The organism is Pseudoalteromonas sp. PS1M3 (genome assembly GCF_016865405.1).
GTDB classification, from domain to species: domain Bacteria; phylum Pseudomonadota; class Gammaproteobacteria; order Enterobacterales; family Alteromonadaceae; genus Pseudoalteromonas; species Pseudoalteromonas marina.
Window position 1 is genome coordinate 1973551 of sequence record NZ_AP022624.1, and the last position, 15924, is coordinate 1989474.

Consider the following 15924-nt stretch of genomic DNA (forward strand, 5'->3'; position numbering starts at 1 on the left):
TATGAATTTATTATAAATAAAATAAATTCAGTATAATCCTAATGCAGTTTGCAATTGACAAGTTTGCATTTTGCAAAATGTGAGAGAATACACTCGCATGTTTACTTACAATTTAAGTATTATTTTTTACCAATAACTATGCTTTACTATTATTGGTTTACGCTAATTAGCTGAGCTTTTGATTAAGGGGGAAAAATGAGCATTGTTACAGATATATTTTTATGGCTTTTAATTGAAACAGCCTTCGGTTTCTTGTTTTATGCAACAGGTTGTATGCTGTTAAAAGTGACAACGTTTGGAAGCTATAAAATGGAATTTAAAGATTATGCTAGTTTTAAACAAAGGAAATCCAATAAAGTAGTGCCGGTTATTGCGCTAGGCGTTGGCTTCTATATAACTATGATTACCCTGCTCGCTTTCATTAATAGTTAACTACATAGCTAAAAAACACGTTAGCGCTTATCACTGGTTAAATGGATGTTGCACGCAACACACCCATATGAGTAGCTCCCACAATTTAACAAAACAATGGGGATAACTCTCACTCATTTTCAAAACATTAAATATATTTTTTACTGCACTAATTAGTACTAACCTTGCACCTAAAGTGTTCGTTTTTAAATCTCTAAATCCTAAAAGCACATTAATATAACTATTAATCAACAGCTTAAAGTTATGGCTAGGTTATTGCTTTATTGAACACTAAGCACGTTAATTAACGGCATACATATTGGTTGAAAAAGCAACCAGAGGCAAAGAGGCCCGTACACAATTGTATTTAATTACAATTGTGACGGGCTTTTTTGTGTGTAAAATTTAAACCGTCACTGAAGGAATGCCTAATGCAAACCGCGCAAAAAATACTAATAATTGGCAATGGTATGGTCGGACATCATTTTGTAGAAAAAATGCGCCAAAGCGATGCTAACGCAAACATCACCGTTTTGTGTGGTGAAGCAAATTTAGCTTACGACCGTGTTTATTTATCAAGCGTATTTGATGGTAAAACAGCAAACGATTTAGCGCTAACAACTTTAGAAAATTATCAACAACTCAATATTAATGTATTCACTAACCAATGGGTTGAAGGCATAGATAGAGTAAACAAAGTTGTTAATACTCAAACAGGCGATCAATACCCGTACGATAAGCTTGTACTTGCTACGGGCTCGTTCCCGTTTGTCCCGCCAATTAAGGGAAACGATCAACCACATTGTTTAGTTTATCGCACCCTAGAGGATTTAGAGCAAATAAAAGCCAGTGCCGCAGCCAGTAAAAGTGGTGTAGTTATTGGTGGTGGTTTATTAGGACTTGAAGCCGCGAACGCCATTAAACAATTAGGACTTGATACACATGTTGTTGAATTTGCGCCGCAGCTTATGGCTGTCCAGCTAGACGAGCAAGGCGGCACGCTATTAAAAAATAAAATAGAAAAACTGGGTGTGACTGTTCATACATCAAAAGCGACCAGCGAAATAGTTAAAGGTGAAACTAGCCGCTTTAGATTAAACTTTTCAGACGACACTTATTTAGAAACCGACTTAATTCTATTCTCTGCCGGTATTCGTCCTTATGATCAGCTAGGTAAAGTGGCTGATCTAGAGCTTGGGGAGCGTGGCGGTATAGTTATCAATAACCAGTGCCAAACATCAGACCCTGATATTTTGGCTATTGGCGAATGTGCCCTATGGGACAAAAAGTTATTTGGCTTAGTGGCGCCGGGTTACAACATGGCTCGCGTTGCAGCAAGCCAGCTAAGTGGCGGCGAGCTTGAGTTTTTAGGTGCAGATATGAGCACTAAATTAAAACTATTAGGTGTAGAAGTAGGATCTATTGGTGATGCGCATGCAAAAACGCCCAACTGCAAAGAGCTCATTTATCAAGATCCAATTAGAGATTGCTACAAAAAAATTATATTAAATGAAACTGGCGATAAGCTTTTAGGCGCTGTCCTTGTTGGCGATACCAGTGATTACGATACGCTACTTCAATACATGTTAAACGACATGGACTTACCAGAGCACCCTGAATGTTTAATTTTACCAGATAGCGCCGGCGCCCCTTCTCTTGCGGGCAGCGCCCTACCCGATACAGCCACTATTTGTTCGTGTCATAACGTGAGTAAAGGCGACATTGTTGGAGCTATTGATGGTGGCTCATGCGATTTAGCCTCAGTTAAATCATGCACCAAAGCTGCCAGCGGTTGCGGTGGTTGTGCAGCGTTACTTAAATCGGTAGTTGACGACGAACTGGCAAGTCGAGGCGTTGAAGTAAATAATCACCTCTGTGAGCACTTCGCGTATTCGCGTCAAGAATTACTCCATGTGGTTAAAGTAGAAAGCATCAAAACTTTTGATGATTTAATAGCTAAACATGGCAGCGGCCATGGCTGTGAAATATGTAAACCCGCAGTGGCCTCTATTTTAGCCTCAACATGGAACGATTTTATCCTAGAGCCAACACATGTAGGTCTTCAAGATACAAACGACACCTTCCTTGCCAATATGCAAAAAGACGGCTCTTACTCTGTTGTACCGCGTATTGCTGGTGGTGAAATTACACCCGACAAACTCATTGTCATCGGTCAAGTAGCTAAAGACTTTAATCTTTATTGTAAAGTGACTGGCGGACAACGCATCGATTTATTTGGTGCACGTTTAGAAGAGCTGCCTGTTATTTGGGAAAGACTGATTGATGCTGGCTTTGAGACAGGTCACGCTTATGGTAAATCTCTGAGAACGGTTAAGTCTTGCGTAGGAAGTACATGGTGTCGTTATGGCGTACAAGACAGTGTAGGTCATGCCATCGATATCGAAAACCGTTATAAAGGATTGCGCTCTCCTCATAAAATAAAAATGGCAGTGTCAGGCTGTACCCGCGAATGTGCTGAAGCACAAAGTAAAGACATTGGTATCATAGCAACTGAAAATGGATGGAACTTATACGTGTGTGGTAACGGTGGCATGCGCCCTCGCCATGCAGACTTATTTGCTACCGACTTAGATACAACCACGCTTATAAAATACATTGACCGTGTATTGATGTTTTACATAAAAACCGCCGACAAGTTACAGCGTACTTCAGTATGGATGGAGAACTTAGAGGGCGGCCTTGATTATCTCAAAAGTGTAGTGATTGACGACAGTTTAGGTATTTGCCAAGAGCTTGAAGAACAAATGGATTTGGTAGCGAATACATACGCATGTGAGTGGAAAAAAACAGTAGACAATCCAGAAGCAACAAAACGCTTTCGCCAATTTGTTAATAGCCCACAAACCGATGACAACATTTTGTTTGTGCAAGAACGTAATCAAATTCGCCCAGCCACAGACGCTGAAAAACGCGAACAACAGATAACTCAAAACCGAATTGCAGTAACAGAAATACAAGAGGAGCAAGCTGATGTCTTGGCATAATATTGGAGCAACCGATTGCCTTGTTGCTAACAGCGGCGTATGCGCACTAGTTAAAAACCAACAAGTGGCTATTTTTTACCTACCACAAAATGAATGCCCTTTATTCGCAGTCGGTAACTATGATCCTATCGGTAAAGCGAATGTGTTATCGCGCGGAATTATAGGCTCTTTCAGTAATAAATTTGTTGTGGCTTCACCTTTATATAAACAGCATTTTTGTTTAGAAACAGGCCAATGTCTTGAAGATGAGTCAATTCAAGTCCCCGTGTTTGATATTAAAATTGAAGACGGCAACGTATTTATAAACGCTGAGCCTAAAGCAATAGCAGCTGTAGCTTAGAGGAATAATTATGAGTGTGCTCTCTTATTTTTCGGATGTTGAAAACATCTGGTTAAACAAAGTAATTAACAAGCTAACCAGTGTGGTTAAGTTTACCGACAAAAAAGCTAAAAATGGCCATGTTTATATTATTGGTGCGGGCCCAGGCGATGCCGAACTCATTACGGTTAAGGCTCAGCGATTAATTCAATCTGCCGATATTATTTTGTATGACTGGCTAGTAAGTGAAGATTTACTAAACACACTACCTAAAAAAGCACAGCGAGTATTCGTAGGCAAACGCGCTGGTAAACACTCTATGTCGCAAGCGAATATTTGTGATCTTTTAGTTAAGTATGCTCAACAAGGGTTAAATGTAGTGCGCTTAAAAGGCGGCGACCCGAGCATTTTTGCTCGTATAAATGAAGAAGCTGACGCGCTAACACAAAATAATATTAGTTTTGCAATTGTTCCTGGTGTGACAACCGCTTGCGCTGCATCGGCATATACAGGTATTCCCTTAACTGCTCGTGATGTAGCTCGCAGTGTAACTTTTTTAACCGCTCAATTTGCCGATCCTAAAAAGTTACCTAATTGGCAAAATTACACATTTATGCAAGGTAAAAACAACCCAACACTTGTTGTTTACATGGGGCTGAGTAGGCTTAACGAATTATGTGAAGGCTTAAAATCAGTAGGTTGGCCCGACAACACTTCTATTGCCTTAATAGAAAATGCAACAACAACTAACCAAAAAATAATAACAGGGTCTATTAACGATATATCGAATAATGAATCAGTAGCTACGTTAATGGGGCCAACGCTCATTATCATTGGTGAAGTAGTTAATCATACAATGAATATTGACCCAGCGCTTTTAGTGCAACATGTTAACGCTTAACGCACTATCCGTGCTTATTCTTCCCCAGGAATAAGCGCGTTTTTTAATACCGGTACATCGTGTGGCAAAACTCTTTTTTAATGCACCAAAAAGGGGCTTTTCGTGTTGCTAAAATAAATCTGTTTTTACTTTATTAGTTTAAAGTAATACACAAGCAGCTGTTTTAAATTGATTTTAATTTGAATAATAAAATCTTTACATATATGGAATAGAGGTTGCACTTCATAAACAAAAAAGTGCGGAAATAACTCCATGCAAACAGCAAACCCTCTCACAAAACAATTTTTACTTGCGGCTAAATATCAAGAAATAGACGCGCTAAAACAATTACAAAATAGCTGTGCGTCGTTAACAAAATTAGGCGACTTTGTTCATCAATTGCAAAAAGAACGTGCTATGAGCAATATATTTTTAGCATCTAAAAGCCTACAATTTAATTGCGAGCTTAAAGAGCAAATAACGGTAACGCAAACGACCCAACGTTATTTTTATGACTCTTTAAAAACAACTTTTATTACCGACACCTCCTTGAATGGTCATTCGAGGCTGTATAATTTAATTTCTCATAGCTTGCAATCACTCGACGCATTACCCTCGCTTCGTTATCAAATAGCGAATCAAAACATTACACCCGTTCATGCTACCCAGTCATTTACAAACCTAATTGCCGGCTTGTTAAATATAATTTTAGAAGCAGCCGATGGTGCAAACGATCCGCAAGTTATTCGCCTTTTAGTGGCTTATTTTAACTTTATGCAAGGCAAAGAGTATGCAGGACAAGAGCGTGCCTGTGGCGCTCAAGCCTTTGCCGAAAGTAAGTTTTCATGCGAACAAAAACAGCAACTTGCTCATTTTATGCAAGAACAAGAAAACCGTTTTTCCTTCTTTAGTGAATACGCCGACAATCATTTATTAAAATGTTACTCATCACTTATAGAGCACCCGGTTAATAAACAAGTTGATCAACTAAGAAGCCTGCTACAAAAACTAGACGACCAAAATGCACAACCTTTATCTCAGTTAAGTGAAGTGTGGTATGAGGTAACGACTACTCGCATCGATATAATGCATAAAATTGAGCAAAATATTAGCGACCATTTAATTGATAGCGCAGCGATGCGGATTGCTGGCGCTCAACGAAAGCTTAACTCAAACAAGCAAATATTAAGCTCACTAGAACAAGAGTATATTCCTGTTTCAGATGGACAACTCGCTCTTAAAATAGGTGAGCCTTCAAATTCGGCGGTAAGTAAGCTGAGTAGTAATAAAACAATGTACGATTTAATACTTGAGCAAGCACAACATATAAAACAAATAAACCAAGCTTTATTAGATGCCAAACAGCTAATAAGCGAACAAAAAGTCATTCATCAAGCTAAATATATTTTAATAGAACAGTTAAAAATAAGTGAAGAGCACGCTCATAAACAGCTTCAAAAACAGGCAATGGAATCGCATAGTTCACTGTATGCAGTGGCTAAAAAAATAATTGAATTGAGTGAGTGTGAGTAAAAATAAAAGGCTAATGAGCCAAACACGCATAGTCACCTTTTAATTTTAAAATAAATTATTGGTGAAGTTCTAATGAAAGCTTCTTTTTAATTTTAGTTTGCCACTCAAGTGCAAGCTCGGGGAGTTCAAGTGCTGCTAATAATACGCTTTCATAATCTGGGTATTGTTTATCAAAAAACGCCTGAAACAACGTTTTAACCGAAATGTTGTGTTTGGCTTTATGTTCAATAGTCACGGCATCGCCACTTTTAGCAACACCTTGCTCAAGCACTCTAAAATAAACACCCGTGTGGTAATACTGGGTAAACAGTTTTAGGCTTTGTTTATTATTAAGTGCAATGGCAAGCTTAAAGCACGGCACTCGCGGCTGGCTTACTTCAAGTAGTGCTGTACCTACACGAATACGATCGCCTATATGAATATTTTTCTCATCAAGCTCTGAAATTGTGAAGTTTTCGCCAAAGGCACCGACTGCTAAATCATCATTTTTAAGGGTGCGTTTCCAGTAATCATAATGATTGTGCGAAAACGCATAAACCGCCTTATCAATACCGCCGTGATTAACTAAATCGGCTTGTTCATCACCTATTATATTTAGTTTTTCAATAATAACCGGCTCATTGGTTGGCGTTTTAAATATACCGGTTTTGACCTCTTTGCCGTTATGCACGACCGTTTTTATTTTAGAAATATTGGTAGAGATTATATGCATTTACTTAATTGCATCCTGTTCGATACTTTGCCATTTATTTAGTGCTTGCTTGTCGCTCTGTTTAAACTCGACCCAATTTGATGAGTCTTTAAAATGCTCTTTTTTCCAGAACGTAGCGTGGTTTTTTAAGTAATCCATTATAAATTGTGCGCCTTCAAACGCGGCTTGGCGGTGGCGGGAGGTTACCCCAACAAATACAATCTGCTCACCAAGGGCTAAATAACCGACTCGATGAATAATACTTATACGAGCAAGTTGCCAGCGTGTTTGTGCTTGTTCGGCTATCGATTGCAGTAGTTGCTCAGTCATCCCTGGGTAGTGTTCAAGCTCAAGGGCGATTACGTTATCGCCGCTGCTAAATTCTCGCACCAGCCCTGTAAACGTCACTACGGCACCATCACTTTTGTTATTACTGCAAAGTGCGTCATGTTGCTTGCCTACTGAAAAATCCTGCGTTTGTACGTTAATGCTTATACTCATTAGCCACCTGTCACTGGTGGGAAAAAAGCAAGTTCATCCCCTGCTTTTACAAGCTCATCGCTTGATGACATAGTTTGATTAAGCGCACACAATACATCACGCTCTTCAAGCCATGCTTGCCAATGTGGATTTTGCTCAACCAGCATGTGTTTAAACGCTTTAATGCTAAGGGTATGCGCTATATCAACGGTTAACTTGTCGCACTTTAGCCGCTCTTTTAGTTGGCCAAAAAACAGTACGATAACATGCCCTGCAGCTGCATTCGTATTATTTAAATTAGTCTCGCTGCCAGCTGCCATGCTTGCCCCCTGCTTTTTGCGTTACACGCATACCGTGTATTTCCATAAGCGGGTCGGCGGCTTTACACATATCAAATAATGTTAGGGTCGCCACAGATACAGCGGTGAGTGCTTCCATTTCAACGCCCGTTTTACCTGCTAATTTACAGTAGCTGGTGACTTTAATTTGGCTATGTGCTTCATCAAGCTCAAAATCAACGGCTACTTTACTCAGTGCCAGCGGATGACAAAGCGGAATTAAATCGGCGCATTTTTTAGCACCCTGAATACCCGCAATTCGGGCAACGCCTAGCACGTCACCTTTTTTATTTTGATTAAGCAACACTTGCTCAAAAGCCTGTTTGCTCATTTTAATGTAGGCCTCGGCGGATGCATCGCGCAGAGTGACCTCTTTTAACGATACATCAACCATGTTTGCTTGGCCGTTTTCATCTACGTGGCTCAGCATATTATTGCTCTCGCGATTCGCATTTTTTACCAATAGTAATATGCGGGGCAAAGTTACATGGCTTATGCATTGAGTCTAACTGATCTTTTATAATACCTGTCCAGGCTGTTTTACATGCGCCCGTAGAGCCAGGCATACAAAAAATAACGGTGTTATTGGCAAGGCCCGCCAACGCACGTGATTGAATAGTTGAGTTACCAATTTCACCGTACGAAATATGTCTAAATAGCTCACCAAATCCATCTACGCTTTTATCAAACAGCGGTGCAAATGCCTCTGGTGTTGAGTCGCGCTCGGTAAAGCCCGTACCACCGGTTACTAAAATGGCGTGAATGGTGTCATCGGCAATCCACTGCGATGCAACTGCTCGCATTTGATAAACATCATCTTTAACGATGTCTTTATCCGCTAAGTGATGGCCTGCTTCAGTAAGGGCTTTAATTAAATAATGGCCTGACGTATCCGTAATTTCATCGCGTGTATCGCTTACTGTCATTACGGCAATGTTTAATGCGATTTGTGACTCAGTTGTGTGGCTCATAGGGTTCTTCTCAATAAATTAGGTTTGTGTTGGTCAAATTGTTCGTTAACAGCTTTAAATTGCGCCGGTGTATTGGTATTAACAAGTGCATGCGCTTTATTACATTTTAACGTTTGCACACCAATACTACGGGTAAACTGTTTAATTGATTTATGACTATTTACGTTTATGAGTAATTGTTTTAAATGACGTTTAACGCTTTGGGTGTTACGAATATACAGGGGTAACGGTTCATTTTCAAAGTGCCACGCATGTATTTGTGGCTGATTTGTTTGAAAGTGGGGGTTATCACTTGCTGCAGATGCAATTTGCGATAATAACGTGCAAGTAAGTAATGGCATATCAACAGCGGTTACAAGTATATCTTGCTCTGTCGCCATTAAAGTTGAATAAATCCCGCCAAGCGGACCAGAACCTGGGTATATATCTGCTATGTATTGCGCAGTAGCACTTTGTACATTACGGCTTATAAGTACATCACTTGCTCCTGCTGCTGCTAATAACTCACATACATTTTGCAGTAATGTTTTATTTTTTAAAATGAGGTTGGCTTTATCGCTGCCCATTCTGGATGATTGCCCTCCAGCGAGTACAACGCCCGTGAACACAGCCCTAATACTCATTTTAGCCGCCCAACATAGCTAAATGGGTTGTGGCGCCCGTTAAGCGCTTATCAAGCTCATGGCTAATGGTTTTATTGCCCATTGCTGCTTGAATCGCGTTTACAGTGGCTGGCATATCTTGCGCATTTAAATGCGGGCGTAAGTCTATCCCTTGCTCGGCAAACAAGCACAAATGTAGTTTGCCTAGTGACGATACTCTTAATCGGTTACAGCTTTTACAAAAATCTTTACTGTAGGGCATAATTAAGCCAATGCGACCCTCAAAATCAGGATGACAAAACTCTTCTGCAGGGCCGTTTAATTTACCTCTCACTACCTGTAACCAACCTTGTGCTAAAAGCTGCGTTTTAACACTTTGCCCGCTTAAATGGTTTTGTTCAAAAAAGGTGGCACCATTACCTGTTTCCATTAATTCGATAAAGCGTACCGTTACTTTTTTATGTTTTACCCAGTCTAAAAAATCATTTAATTGGTTTTTATTAAACTGCTTAGCAAGCACTGCATTTATTTTTATATCATTTATTCCCAGCTCAATTGCTCGGTCTATCCCTTTTAAAATATGGGTTAGCTTGTCGTGTCCTGTAATTAATTTAAACATGCTCGGGTTTAAGCTATCAATACTAATGTTTAGCGCATCTAGGCCAGCGCTGTAAAACTCATCAATTTTATTAAATAAGTTAAAACCATTCGTGGTTATGGCTACTTTTTCTATGCCTGGCGTGTTTTTACATTGCTTTATAATATCGGTTACGTCGTTTCGTAAGCATGGTTCGCCACCTGTAATACGCACTTTTTTTGTGCCAAGTTGCGCAAACGCATTTACTAAGGTGTTTATTTCGCTTTTATTTAAAAAGTTACGCGGGGTATCGCACTGATACCCGTTTGGTAAACAATAGGTGCAACTAAAATTACACACATCAGTAATTGAGAGGCGCAAATAGTTAAACTGCCGACCAAATTGATCATTAAGCATATGCTTCCTTGGTATTTATATTATTTTTTTAAATAGCACTTTAAATGACAACCGCAACATCAATACTGTTAGCGTTTTTTGTACCATGTTGCTTTATTAATTGGCTTAACTGCGTTTTACACGAACCACAGTTAGTGCCGCATTTTAATTTAGTCCCCAATTGTTCCACTGTATTTTCACCACTTTTAATGGCATTTATAATGGGCTGCTCACGTACTTTAAAGCAACTACATACTTGCGCGCCTTGGGTGAACTCTTCATCGGGCGTGGCATACAGCAATGACTGTAATTGGCTAAAGGTTATTAAATGCTCTGCAAATAAATGATTTATCCACTCAAGTGATATGTCTTTTTGAGCTAACGAAATAACCGCAACAAACACTAACTGCTCGTTTTGAATACATTGAACATGCATTGCTTTTGCACTGCCCATTGCCGACCACTGCCCTTGTAACCCTGTCAGTGTTTGGCAATAATAAAGCAAATCAATTTGCGGCTCATTGAGCGCTAACTGGTAGTTAACACAATTACTTGCGTTAACTTTAAGCCAAAAATCACTGGTTATTTTAAGCTCTGTTTTGCTAAAAACTTGCATGTACTGAGCAAACTGCGCTTTAACTAAATTAACAGCACCATGCTTACACTCAGGCTGGCCCGATATAGGGTCAACAACCGATTGATAGAGCTCACTTACCGTTGCGGATGAGGCAAATTGCTTGTTCCAGTGAATAGGCATAAAACACTCACCTTTACGCACGGCATCCGTTATTTTTGCATGAGCTGTAACCTGCCCAGTTTTAGCATTGGCAGTTATTAAATCGTTTGCTTTTATATTTAGTCTGCTGGCATCAATGGGGTTTATTTCAATGTATGGGCGGGTTATATGAGTAGAAAGCGCTGTACTTTTCCCAGTGCGGCTCATTGTATGCCATTGGTCGCGTATTCGCCCTGAGTTCATTACAAACGGGTAATCGCTTGATGTTTGCTGCACAGGAAGCCTAGGCGTTATAGGTATAAAGCGGGCTTTTTTATCTGCGGTGCTAAATTGTTTATTAACAAAAACCTGCCCGTTTTTATATGGTTCATTTTTTAGTACCGGCCACATAACTGGTTTTAAGTTATCGTACTGCTGCTGCGAAAGCCCTACTAAAGCTGATAAGTTTAATAGCCTATCACCGTTATTTTCGAAATCAGTAAGTTGTGCCCATTCTTCAAAAATGCCACTGGGGTCTGTAAAATCAAATCCTTCAAAGCCCATTTTTTTGGCAACTAAGCACATTATTTGCCAATCGTTTTTAGCCCCCGAAAATGGCTCAACTAGCGGGCGCTGCCTCGATATTCTGCGCTCTGAGTTAGTTACTGTGCCGTTTTTTTCGCCCCATCCGGTTGAGGGAAACGCCACATTAGCAAATTTTAGCGTATCACTTTTGGCTATACAGTCAGACACAACCACCAGCTCACATTGCTCAAGTGCATGTTGTATTGCTGCGTTATTAGGTAGGCTTACCATTGGATTGGTTGCCATTACCCAAATAGCTTTTATTTTTCCTTTGGCGATTTCATCAAACATATCAATAGCATTGCAACCTACTTTTTTAGCTATTGTTGGTGATTGCCAAAAACGCTGCACTAACTGTTGATGCGCTTCGTTTTCAATGTCTAAATGTGCTGCTAATTGATTTGCCAAGCCACCTACTTCACGCCCACCCATTGCATTAGGTTGCCCAGTTATTGAAAACGGGCCACATCCAGGTTTTAACAATTTGCCCGACGCTAAATGCGCATTTATAATGGCATTACACTTATCAACCCCTGAGCTTGATTGGTTAATACCCATTGAATAAAAACTAATGGCGGTTGGGCTTTGTGCAAATAAGGCGTAAAAGTCACTGACTAGCTGCGCATCGATATCACAAAAGTCACTGACCGCTTTAATACTCCACTTTTTAGCCTCTGCAAGCGCTGTTTCAAAGCCGTTTGTATGCTCGTTTATAAATTGCGTATCTAAATAGTTATGTTCACTTAAATAATTAAGTAAGCCGTTATAAAGTGCTGCGTCGCTGCCTGGTTTTATATTTAAAAAGGTATCGGCAAGTTCGGCTGTATCGGTTTTTCGCGGGTCGATAACCACAACTTTCATGTTTAGATTAAGCTTTTTTGCGCGCTCCATACGCTGGTAAAGCACCGGATGAGTCCAAGCTGCATTTGAGCCAATTAAAATAAGTAGCTCAGTTTGCTCTAAATCGTCGTAGGTACATGGTACTACGTCCTCACCAAACGCACGTTTATAACCGGCAACCGCCGATGACATACACAGCCTTGAGTTTGTATCTATATTGCCTGAGCCTATGTAGCCTTTCATTAATTTATTGGCAACGTAGTAATCCTCAGTGAGTAACTGCCCCGATACATAAAACGCAACCGATTCCGGCCCATGTTCTTTAATAATGGCGTTAAATTTATTTGCAACGTAATCAGTTGCCATATCCCAGCTAGCGGGTTCGTTATCAATAAGGGGCAATGTTAAGCGGTTATCACTGCCGGTTGTGTCAAGCAAATGCGTGCCTTTAACACATAAACGGCCAAAATTAGCGGGGTGCTCGCGCGTGCCTTCAAGTTTTGTTGGGGTATTATTTAATAATGAAATATCAACCCCACAGCCTACACCACAATAAGCGCAGGTAGTTTGTTTAAGCAAAGGCGTGTTTGAACAAGTGTTTAAAGTTTCCATACTGCTCTCTTATTGTGAGTGTTAAGCGCTCTGTGATACAGGTTCATCTACTGGGGTTAGCGTGGCTATTTTATTATTAAGTGCACTGCTAATAACGCTTTGCACTAGTTTTTCACAGCCTCCACACCCCGTACTTGCTTTAGTAGCTTGCTGCACTTTATTTAAATCGCTACAACCTTGTATAACCGCTTGTTCGATAGTGTGTTTTGTCACTTTATGGCACGCACAAATAATGGCATCACTTGGTAAATCATCAGCGCTTAGCTCGCCCGCGTCACCTGCAAGCGGCATTATTAAAGACTCTGCGGGCACACTAAGGTCTATACTATTTAAGTGATACTGCAATAAATTATCGTAATCACTGGTATCGCCAACCAGTACAGCACCTATGAGTTTATTGCCTTGCTCATTAGTGACTACTTTTTTGTAAATACCGTTTGGCTGATCTTCAAAGTAATAGCTAATTGCGCCTTCACTGCGTGCATGGGCATCACCAATTGAGCCCACTTCAACACCCATTAATTTAAGCTTAGTGCTCATATCGGCGCCGCTAAATTCATCAGTTTTGTTTGAATAGTTGCTTAAAGGTGTGTTTGAAGCTGTACTTGAAGAGAGATGTTTTAAAACATGCCCCGCCGCTACTTTTGCCATCGCGTAGCCCGGTGCTACAAGACCAAAAATAAAGTTATTCCAAAGCGCGCATTCACCTATAGCGTATATATTTTTATCAGTCGTTTGGCAATGGTTGTTTATTACGATGCCGCCGCGCTCACCTATTTCTAAATTAAACTCGCGAGCTAGGTTATCGTATGGGCGAATACCGGCCGAAAATACTATCATGTCGGTTTCTAGGGTTTGACCACCCTTAAAGCACATTTTATAACGGCTGTTTTCACCTTCTATAATTTGCTCTGTCGCCACTGAGGTATGCACTTTAACGCCAAGTTCAGTAATTTTATTTTTAAGTAATCGCCCACCAGCCCCATCTATTTGTACGCCCATAAGTTGTGGTGCAAATTCTATTACATGGGTTTGCAAGCCAAGCTGCTTTAATGCGTTGGCTGCTTCAAGCCCTAGTAAACCACCACCAATAACAACGCCTACTTTACTATCTTGTGCTGATTTTTTTATAGCGTGTAAATCGTTAATGGTTCTGTAAACGAGGCAATGCTCACGATCTTTACCTGGAATGGGTGGCACAAATGCAAACGAACCCGTTGCCAGTATTAGCTTGTCGTATTCAAATAACTCGCCTTTTGCAGTAGTAACCGTTTTTGCATCTCGGTTTATATCAACCACTTTAGAATGAGTATGGAAACACACTTGCCAATCTTGATAGGTTTTACTGCAGGTAAGTGCTAAATCGTCTTCGGTTTTGCCGTTAAAAAATGACGAGAGCTGAACGCGGTCATAAGCGAGGCGGTCTTCACCACTGAGCACGGTAATATCAACATTTTTGTTATCACCTTGCTGCGATACTAGCTGCTGTACAAAATGATGCCCAACCATCCCGTTTCCTACGACGACAACACGCTGCTTGCTTGGCATTAAAATCACCTGTTTTGTTCAAAGTACTCAATGCATAAATGAGTACTTCAAACGTATAATTTGTTATGTAGTTGTTATAGCAATATGCAAGCCAGATATATAATCAATATATTACAGTGACTTAACCAAATTGGTGCAGTAAAAAAGAAGTGGAAGCACCACAAGCTGGCGCTATTGCACCAACTTGTAACGCTTCAAATTAAATAACCAGAGTTCTGGTTAAATACTTAAAATTTAGCGCTCACCCACACCCATAGTTTTTGGGTATCAACTTTGCCTGCAGCGCTATCGCCTGCTGAATAATCGGCATATTTAGCGCCTACGGCATAGGTTTTATTAATAGGCTTAACGTATTGCACATTAAGCTCTGAGCCTAAATCATCAACACCGTTTGCATTATCGTTTGCATCAAAGCTGTGATAAGCCACTAACCATTTACCGTCAAAGGCTTTACCATTTAAGCTTACATAAGTGTCATCAAGCCCTTGTGCAGGCGTTGCTAAAAACGTATCAGCCCAACCATTAAATTTATGCATTGTGGCAAGTGGCGTAGCAAAGCCATAATCGCCATTATCAGAGCCCAGTGACTCAATACCGGCTTTTAGTGTCACGTTTTTAATACCTAAACCGGCTAAATCAACGCCGCCTTCAAATGCATAATAATCAGCATCAAAATCACTCATGCTCGTTGATGCAGATTGCGTGGCATACTCTGCTTTATAGTAAACCTTAGTATTGCTGAGCGTTTTATTACCATTAAAAGAAACACCATAGGTATCTAAGCTGTCATCATCTACTGCGTCGTTACTTAATAAGTAACTGTATAAAACCACTTTACCCAAGCTTGTTTTAAAACTTGCATTGATAAGGTGATCGGATGAATCAATATCTTTGCTTTCGGCAAATATACGGTTGCGCTTGCTTATGTAGCTATAGTGCAAATTAATATCATTAAACGTGTAATTGACTGTTGCCGCATCAAAAGTTTGCCTGTCTTGTCTAAAGCCAACGTGGCCCACAAACCGCTGTCCATCAAGCGCTATTACTTGCCTACCCACTTTAATTGATAACGAATCTTTCGCGTATTTTATAAAACCTTGATCTACTTCTGTAGTTTCTGGGTCGGCTATTACTGAGTAATTAGTATTTTTACCCAGTGTATTGTTGTAATCGTCAACACCTAACAAGCTTCGGCTGTCTTCAACTTCAATAAGTGCAGAAAAACCATTCACTTCATCTGTTTTATGAGTAAGGCGTGTGCGCAGCGTTAAGCTACTTGCATCTTTTAACGCGTTATCTTGCTCTGCGCTTTCAAAACGCAGTCTAAAGTTAAGATCGGTTTGCGCTGCAACACTAATTGAAGGCGCAGTTAAACTACCCAGTATAAAAATAATAGGTAAGTTTTTTTTATGATTTAACAT

Annotated in this window: 15 protein-coding genes; 5 read left to right on the forward strand and 10 right to left on the reverse strand. The window is 40.1% G+C overall.

Annotation, left to right across the window (positions count from 1 at the left end):
* Positions 1–195 precede the first annotated feature (195 nt).
* The 5 genes from PS1M3_RS09085 (at position 196) to PS1M3_RS09105 (ending at position 6148) form a co-directional block, all read left to right on the forward strand.
* Positions 196–432, forward strand: a complete 237-nt coding sequence (locus tag PS1M3_RS09085; protein ID WP_008131282.1) for a hypothetical protein — start codon at positions 196–198, stop codon at positions 430–432.
* 410 nt (positions 433–842) lie between these two features.
* Positions 843–3416: a nitrite reductase large subunit NirB gene (nirB, locus tag PS1M3_RS09090; RefSeq protein WP_008131281.1), complete on the forward strand. Its 2574-nt coding sequence runs from the start codon at positions 843–845 to the stop codon at positions 3414–3416.
* On the forward strand, positions 3403–3756 hold the full coding sequence (gene nirD, locus PS1M3_RS09095; protein ID WP_008131280.1) for a nitrite reductase small subunit NirD: 354 nt from the start codon (positions 3403–3405) through the stop codon (positions 3754–3756). The genes nirB and nirD overlap by 14 nt, the downstream gene beginning before the upstream one ends.
* A gap of 10 nt (positions 3757–3766) precedes the next feature.
* Complete coding sequence (gene cobA, locus PS1M3_RS09100) at positions 3767–4636, forward strand: uroporphyrinogen-III C-methyltransferase (protein WP_008131279.1); 870 nt, start codon at positions 3767–3769, stop codon at positions 4634–4636.
* Between the two features lie 252 nt (positions 4637–4888).
* On the forward strand, positions 4889–6148 hold the full coding sequence (locus tag PS1M3_RS09105) for a nitrate- and nitrite sensing domain-containing protein (RefSeq protein WP_008131277.1): 1260 nt from the start codon (positions 4889–4891) through the stop codon (positions 6146–6148).
* Between the two features lie 55 nt (positions 6149–6203).
* Here PS1M3_RS09105 and PS1M3_RS09110 read toward each other — a convergent pair whose 3' ends face one another.
* The 10 genes from PS1M3_RS09110 to PS1M3_RS09155 all read right to left on the reverse strand — a co-directional run bounded on the left by PS1M3_RS09110 (position 6204) and on the right by PS1M3_RS09155 (position 15924).
* Positions 6204–6860 (reverse strand): MOSC domain-containing protein, encoded by a 657-nt coding sequence (locus PS1M3_RS09110; protein ID WP_203983673.1) that lies wholly within the window; start codon positions 6858–6860, stop codon positions 6204–6206.
* Positions 6861–7340 (reverse strand): molybdopterin synthase catalytic subunit MoaE, encoded by a 480-nt coding sequence (gene moaE, locus PS1M3_RS09115; protein WP_008131271.1) that lies wholly within the window; start codon positions 7338–7340, stop codon positions 6861–6863.
* Positions 7340–7639 (reverse strand): MoaD/ThiS family protein, encoded by a 300-nt coding sequence (locus PS1M3_RS09120; protein ID WP_006794370.1) that lies wholly within the window; start codon positions 7637–7639, stop codon positions 7340–7342. Before PS1M3_RS09120 ends, moaE begins: the two co-directional genes overlap by 1 nt.
* Positions 7617–8087 (reverse strand): cyclic pyranopterin monophosphate synthase MoaC, encoded by a 471-nt coding sequence (gene moaC / locus PS1M3_RS09125; protein WP_006794371.1) that lies wholly within the window; start codon positions 8085–8087, stop codon positions 7617–7619. Before moaC ends, PS1M3_RS09120 begins: the two co-directional genes overlap by 23 nt.
* Position 8088: 1 nt before the next feature.
* Positions 8089–8628: a molybdenum cofactor biosynthesis protein B gene (gene moaB, locus PS1M3_RS09130; RefSeq protein ID WP_004587753.1), complete on the reverse strand. Its 540-nt coding sequence runs from the start codon at positions 8626–8628 to the stop codon at positions 8089–8091.
* Complete coding sequence (locus PS1M3_RS09135; RefSeq protein WP_203983681.1) at positions 8625–9251, reverse strand: molybdenum cofactor guanylyltransferase; 627 nt, start codon at positions 9249–9251, stop codon at positions 8625–8627. Before PS1M3_RS09135 ends, moaB begins: the two co-directional genes overlap by 4 nt.
* Position 9252: 1 nt before the next feature.
* A complete protein-coding gene (gene moaA / locus PS1M3_RS09140; RefSeq protein WP_203983683.1) occupies positions 9253–10224 on the reverse strand; it encodes a GTP 3',8-cyclase MoaA in 972 nt (323 codons plus the stop codon).
* A gap of 40 nt (positions 10225–10264) precedes the next feature.
* Positions 10265–12955 carry a nitrate reductase gene (locus PS1M3_RS09145; RefSeq protein ID WP_203983685.1) on the reverse strand — a complete coding sequence of 897 codons (2691 nt, stop codon included), beginning with the start codon at positions 12953–12955 and terminating at the stop codon, positions 10265–10267.
* A 21-nt stretch (positions 12956–12976) separates the two neighbouring features.
* The gene (locus PS1M3_RS09150; RefSeq protein WP_083830916.1) at positions 12977–14503 is read right to left on the reverse strand and encodes an FAD-dependent oxidoreductase; all 1527 of its coding nucleotides are present in this window, start codon (positions 14501–14503) and stop codon (positions 12977–12979) included.
* A gap of 227 nt (positions 14504–14730) precedes the next feature.
* Positions 14731–15924 carry an alginate export family protein gene (locus PS1M3_RS09155; RefSeq protein WP_203983687.1) on the reverse strand — a complete coding sequence of 398 codons (1194 nt, stop codon included), beginning with the start codon at positions 15922–15924 and terminating at the stop codon, positions 14731–14733.

Excerpts from the sequence above, each read along its gene's own strand:
- PS1M3_RS09085 (WP_008131282.1), top strand. The coding sequence starts at position 196 with ATGAGCATTGTTACAGATATATTTTTATGGCTTTTAATTGAAACAGCC.
- nirB (WP_008131281.1), top strand. The coding sequence starts at position 843 with ATGCAAACCGCGCAAAAAATACTAATAATTGGCAATGGTATGGTCGGA.
- nirD (WP_008131280.1), top strand. The coding sequence starts at position 3,403 with ATGTCTTGGCATAATATTGGAGCAACCGATTGCCTTGTTGCTAACAGC.
- cobA (WP_008131279.1), top strand. The coding sequence starts at position 3,767 with ATGAGTGTGCTCTCTTATTTTTCGGATGTTGAAAACATCTGGTTAAAC.
- PS1M3_RS09105 (WP_008131277.1), top strand. The coding sequence starts at position 4,889 with ATGCAAACAGCAAACCCTCTCACAAAACAATTTTTACTTGCGGCTAAA.
- PS1M3_RS09110 (WP_203983673.1), bottom strand. The coding sequence starts at position 6,860 with ATGCATATAATCTCTACCAATATTTCTAAAATAAAAACGGTCGTGCAT.
- moaE (WP_008131271.1), bottom strand. The coding sequence starts at position 7,340 with ATGAGTATAAGCATTAACGTACAAACGCAGGATTTTTCAGTAGGCAAG.
- PS1M3_RS09120 (WP_006794370.1), bottom strand. The coding sequence starts at position 7,639 with ATGGCAGCTGGCAGCGAGACTAATTTAAATAATACGAATGCAGCTGCA.
- moaC (WP_006794371.1), bottom strand. The coding sequence starts at position 8,087 with ATGCTGAGCCACGTAGATGAAAACGGCCAAGCAAACATGGTTGATGTA.
- moaB (WP_004587753.1), bottom strand. The coding sequence starts at position 8,628 with ATGAGCCACACAACTGAGTCACAAATCGCATTAAACATTGCCGTAATG.
- PS1M3_RS09135 (WP_203983681.1), bottom strand. The coding sequence starts at position 9,251 with ATGAGTATTAGGGCTGTGTTCACGGGCGTTGTACTCGCTGGAGGGCAA.
- moaA (WP_203983683.1), bottom strand. The coding sequence starts at position 10,224 with ATGCTTAATGATCAATTTGGTCGGCAGTTTAACTATTTGCGCCTCTCA.
- PS1M3_RS09145 (WP_203983685.1), bottom strand. The coding sequence starts at position 12,955 with ATGGAAACTTTAAACACTTGTTCAAACACGCCTTTGCTTAAACAAACT.
- PS1M3_RS09150 (WP_083830916.1), bottom strand. The coding sequence starts at position 14,503 with ATGCCAAGCAAGCAGCGTGTTGTCGTCGTAGGAAACGGGATGGTTGGG.
- PS1M3_RS09155 (WP_203983687.1), bottom strand. The coding sequence starts at position 15,924 with ATGTTAAATCATAAAAAAAACTTACCTATTATTTTTATACTGGGTAGT.